The following is a 6,003-nucleotide window of genomic DNA, read 5'->3' as shown; positions in this document are numbered from 1 at the left end:
GGCACTACCGGCTTTTTCTGATGGCGGCCGGGATATCGCTGGAGGCACTGCCAGAGTCATCGGCTCTTGTCACGGCTCTTACCATGAGCAGGGGTGAGCTTGATTCCGGGCTTTGCAAATGGTTGAACCAAACGGTATCGGGTATTGATCGTCCCTGGTTGATACGCCGCAGTGATCTCAACAGTATGGATGAAAAACGCCATGAAATTCGTATTAAAACAGATCTGGGTGAAGAGGAAGCCAGAACGGAAATTCTCAAGGGAATGGCTCGGGCAAAATGGCTGACATCCGGTCTTTCCCCAGAGCCAGAAAGGTCGGACAACATTCTCACCGGGGCACTCTACCGGTACTGGCAGCAACGCTGGATTGTTCGTCATTTTGGTTCTGTGGGCGTGGACGCCAATAGCGTATTTCCCCTGACGGAAGAACAGCAACAAACGCTGAAAATGCCGACTTCCGAGCCTTATCTTCAGGAAATTGATCAGCGGATAAGCGCATGGGACGCCAATGCAGTTCAATGGTGGCCCGCGTTTTGGCAGCAGACAAGTAATCTGCCGAACCCTCGGGTTGACGATTGTATTAACAAAGCGCCAGCTATGGGCGGTGATAACACGCCAGAAACATACAATCCGGAAGTCCTGGGGAAATGGGCTCCGGCACTGGACCAGAGAACAAACTATGAGAGCCTGCCGGTTCCAACATCCATGGATTATATAGTTTTTAATAGTTCCAGACACTCTTCCCGTATGTATCGGTGGTGGGCAAGGGATATTTTTGTGTCTGCTAAGGGTGATGTCAAAGAGATCGTTCTTAATAATAGACACATTCAGGAGGTCGAAGCCCTCCTGCCGGTTCGGTTACCGGGGCGTGATCAGGCAGTGGCATTAGCCAGCGATCAAACGCTGGGAACCGTGGAAATGTTATCGAAAAATGGTCGGTACGCATTGCCAAGCCTGACGCCTGACGACTATATCGTGGCCCTGCGAATAGAGCCCGATTTGCCATTTACCCTGGTCAGAGACCAATATACCGGGCTTCACACACTGACTGTTCCTGAGACCAAAGCCGATCAGAGTCTTCGAGTGACTTATGTCGTAGAACCCAGGGCAACGGGCAATAAAACACCTGCTAAACGAACCCGACCAACACTTTTGGACACCTATTGTTCAGAAGGTATGAAAAAAGTACTGCACGAACTGTTTCAGAACATTGGCGAGCAACCATCCGAATTAAAGGTATCACTGCAAAAAATACAGAACGCTAAAAACGCAAAGCAGCAAATTAAAGCGATCACGGAGTATTGCGAACAGTTTTCCGGTAAGGCTAAACCCAGGCGCAAGAAAAATTTCTTTAAATTCCTCGTAACCAAGCGGCAAGGTAGCTGTCGTCATCGTGTGCCTGTTTTCATTGCCTTTTGCCGTTATTTCGGGATTCCATGCCGACAAATTGATAACCGTGTCCACTGCTTTGCCGAGTATTCCCTGGATGGAGGGCAAACCTGGAAATCGGCGGATTTGGGCGGAGCAGATGCAGAGATAATAGAAATCACATCTCACTTCCAACCCATCAGAAGGGTCAATGTTTTCAGCACTGAGTCAAGGAAGATAAAGGCTCTCCTGAAGGACTTTCTGAAACGAGCTGATTCAGCACAACAGCAAATTCTGGCTAAAGCCTGTGGCATGAGTCTGGCGGAGCTCAACAAAGCCCTTGAGACGAACAGTGCATTACCAGAAACCAATCTGAGAATTTCCGAAATAGTCAGAAACCTTTGGGAGGAAAAAGATCTAACCCGTTTTTCCATGGGCGTCGCACTGCTAGAGTCGCTGGAGACACAAGCATTTGGTTATAACGAGAAGCAATTGGTCGGCGATGACGGGTATAACCCGATGTCGGAGGCCGTCAAACACATATTGTCTAACAGTGATAAAGATCAGGTCACTGAACAACTCAAGTTGTTGCACTCAAAAATGTTTGTCCAGTGGGGAGCGAACCCTCTGCTATGGTTGGGTTCAATGGAGAAAATACTGAACGGCAGTGACTTGGCCAGACCTTCGTTTCTTCGCTTCGCCCTTGAAGCCCTTAAATCAGGCTGGCTTGATCCGGTGCCGAACTACTATGAGCATATTACAGGGGCCTTTCAACATCATCAGCTATTGCTGCATCTGGAACGCATCGATGAACTCAAGTTTGAAGCCGCTCATTGCCTGAAAAAGTGCTATTGGGAATTCTTGTCCAGGGAAAAAAATAGCCAGGCATGGCGGTTGGCTTATAAAAATTTCCGACAGAGAGAAGGTGATGTCTTGTTTGTCACTCACTGTCATGATGGGTTTTCGCGATCCCTTGAAAGTAAAATCGCCAGCTCATCGCTCCAGGCCGCCTGGACGGACGAACCTGAAGGCGTTCCGAATATAGAACGAATGCTGCTTCACCACCCCGCATTTCAGAGGCTAATTTCCGGCAAAGCGAGCCATCGTCCGGTAATTATTATGGGGCAACCTTCCTGGTGCGACACGATGATTAATGAAAAGGTCGAAGCCCTGTTTCAACTAAAAGTTGAGAGCAGGCCGAACTTGAAGCAGATATTGGAAAAAATCAATCAACGTGAGTCAGCGCGAAAACAAATCTGCGATGCTTTGAAAAAATCGGAAACTCAGAATTATCGTGCAAACTTTATCAAATCTGTCCCCCCTGAAGAGCGACTTCCTTTGCATAATGAAATAGACGAATGCAATCGGGCGATTCTGCAGGCCTTCAGTCATTACCTCTATGGAATGACGCACTCAAACGGCGGTTGCCTGACGTATTGTTGGGCCGACGCTTCCAACGAGGAGTTCATGCTTACAAATACATATGGCGCTCATGATCCATCCTCACCAGAAGAGCTGTATGCCATGATGTCTACCATTGATGACTCTCCCGGGTTTCAGGAAGCGGTTAAGGATGACTACCTGCGGGAGGCACTCAACGCCAGTGATGCCCTGGTACTCAGATCACATGAGCTAACAACCATTGCCGAAGAGTTTTTGAGCAGCGTGAATTTGAAGTCGATTTTTGATTCATTGGATACGTGACCACTGTTTGGTCATGTTGAATTTTTCGAGGTCGGTGACTTCCTTCAATAGTCACAGATATCCATTCAAATGGAACTTTCATCTTATCTGAAGGTCAATTGGTCAAACCATTTCAATACAGTCCTTCATTATACAGGTGAGAAATTGACTATGGATGGTCGGATTGATGGGGTAATAAACAAACGCACTCTTGCCAGTGAGCAGCCTCATAGTGGCATGACAGCCAAGAGACCAAAGCTGGAGCTATCGTCAAAAGTAGAAATCTGCTCTGATGTCACTCCCAAATTTAGTAGACCGTCACTTCTGATTACGTTGCCTGATAAAGCGAGAACCTTATCCTCAACGGATTCCTCACTCTCCGGGCCCTCTCATTCCTTCGACTTTTGTTTTGTCACCAGTGATGATGAAGTTCGACAGCTTTTATTGGCCCAAACTGGCGATAAACTTCGGGATGTCATCCTTATCTCCCATCCCGATGACCTCTCACAGGCTAATCTGGTGAGCCGGTTGAGCATTTCTGACGATGGTCGCCACACTCTGCATTCAGGCAAGCTATTTGAAGGGTCACAGCCACTGACTCTGGTGATGGATATCCGAAAGCTCACCAGCGAGGATCTACCAAAATTTAACGATCTACTGGACCCGGATAATCCCTGTCTATACGACAACGTCAGCCAGAAGAAACGACCTCTTGGAGAGCATGTTACCCTGCTTGTGATGGCAGACCCTACACAGTTGGCATCGGTTGGCCAGCGTGACGACACTCCCCGAGCCGCCGCCCCGGGTGCTGATTTCTGGCGACGAATTAATCGACCGGGAAATACCTGGCAGTTCGACGCACAGACCAACGATGACTCATCAATGGACATCAACGAGGTTCCTCCGTTATTGGCTGAATTCCCCAGTGCCGAAAGTGCTATGGATGACGGTGATACAGTTCTGATTGACTGTCATTTGCACACTAGCTGGCGACAGTTGCTGCTAGGCGGCCCCGGAGTTGATAAACAGGGGCGAATCCAGCATATCCCCGGCATGCTTGAAACATTGAGGGCTGGACAACGGGTGATTCTGAAAGGGGCCAACTGGCAGGATCTGGCCTTTGAGCAGTCGATTCGACAGATGCTGGCGCAAAAGTGTTTTGAGAGCAATGGCAAGATCTGTCAGTTACCAGACGATGTTGAGTTTTATCAGATGCCGATAGGGAATAACGAGCTACATTCACTGTTCCAAAGCCTGTCACACTCTGTTAGCGCAGCGAAAAACCCGATCATCATTAACCAAAGTAATATTTCCCAATGGCTGAACCCGATTGCCATTGCTCCTGAAGGCCATGCAGTTCCTAACAATCATCTGTTGGAACAAGTTCGGGCGGGTGGTGCAGTCACCGTAACGTCTCCTCTCACCGAGGCACTCTGGTTTCGTTTACTGGGTTCACTGCAGACGATTCGCAAGACGACCGGTATGGAGCCCCGGCTTCAGGTGGCTCATACAAGACGGCAGCCGAAAGCTCTCAGGCTGGCAGAAAACGATGAGCACTCGATGGCAGATAACGCCGCCTTTGAAACCATCACATATCGGCAACAGGCTCAGGCCAGTTATTGGGTCAATCATCAGAAGTCGCCTTTGGTGATTCAAGTCAATGAACAGACCAGTCTCAGCCAGCTGTTTGATAATATCTATATCAGCTCGGAACAAAAGGCACATTTTGGACGACGTCAAACTGAGTTGCAGAAGGCATTAACCTCTGGCAAGCATGTCCTATTGCGAGGCCTGGAAAGCAATCCAACCCTTCAACAACTTCTGGAACCCCTGGCTGTTGGACAACCTCTGTTGATTAATGGCCAGTTACAGGCCTACCCGAAAGCTCATGTCACCCTACTCTGGCCTGAGTCTGCGAAAAGCCCATCTTCGGTATTCAGTTCAATGGTTGCCAAGAGTAAACCGTGTCCTGAGGTCAATATTTGGGATATCAACGCGGTTAAGCATGATATCCCCCGGGCGGGGCTGCCAGAACAGGCACTTCACCAACTGTACGAGGCGTTTACCAGTGTATCTGGCCACCTTTGTAACCCTCTGCCTGAGATAAGCGAAGGGTTGTTGAACAACCTGATTCTGGCTGCCCGGCGAGCACAGCAGGTTGACCAGTCCTCACAACTCCTTCCTTGCCACTGGCGCAAGGCCATCAATAGCGTCATCACCCATGGCACCCGGCAAAATCCGTCAGTACGTGATTTTATGAAAGTGGCTTGCTGGCATTTACTGCCGGATGCTCATAAGACGTCGGATAAGAATCAAACCGCCTCGGTAGACCCGGATCGTTTAAATGCCATCATCAATAGTGCCCCAGTGTTGGATAGAGCGTTTGTGAAGCAGAACCTGTGGCCACTGGCCAGAGCCCTGGACCCGGCCGTCTTTAAGGGCAACGAATTTGAAGGATTACAACTGTCCTATGAATGTCCATTTCCATCATCCCGGGCTGAAGGAGAATCTCTGGATAGGCTCTGTGCCATGATCGTGGCCCATGCTCCTGAACAACAAAGACATGCAATGGCGTATCAGTTAGCAGTCGATCCGGCTGTAGCAGAGCTGCATCAACCCTCAGCCATCAGGCCATCAAGACAGATTAAACGTTTGGAGGATGCGCTGGCTTCTGGCTGGCAGTTGCCATTACCACCGGGGCAGACCCGATCCGATGCCATTCAATCTCTGGCCACCGATTGTTTTTACATCACCAGAACAGCGAATTCTGACGCCGCAGGCATCGAGCACACAGAAACTCGACTGTCTGAATCACTGAAATGGACGGGCTCCACCGACAAGCCCCTGTCAGCACTGGCTCATGATCTTTATCACAGCAAGATGAGCCAGAAGGATCGCGAAAGCCGTCGATTATCCCGACTCCATGACCGGCTTGCGGACTCTCCCGTTATAT

At 49.4% G+C, this 6,003-nt stretch carries 2 protein-coding genes; both read left to right on the top strand.

All coding sequences use genetic code 11. From position 1 onward, the window contains the following. The first annotated feature begins 83 nt into the window (after positions 1-83). The gene (locus KDK17_RS04275; protein WP_257287431.1) at positions 84-3,071 is read left to right on the top strand and encodes a transglutaminase-like domain-containing protein; all 2,988 of its coding nucleotides are present in this window, start codon (positions 84-86) and stop codon (positions 3,069-3,071) included. A gap of 150 nt (positions 3,072-3,221) precedes the next feature. Beyond that, on the top strand, positions 3,222-6,003 hold a 2,782-nt coding region (locus KDK17_RS04270), incomplete at its 3' end, for a hypothetical protein (RefSeq protein ID WP_257287430.1).

Source organism: Endozoicomonas sp. SESOKO2 (assembly GCF_024606245.1).
Taxonomy (GTDB): domain Bacteria; phylum Pseudomonadota; class Gammaproteobacteria; order Pseudomonadales; family Endozoicomonadaceae; genus Endozoicomonas_A.
The sequence above is the reverse complement of the archived record's forward strand: the minus strand, read 5'-3'. Positions and strand labels throughout refer to the sequence as shown.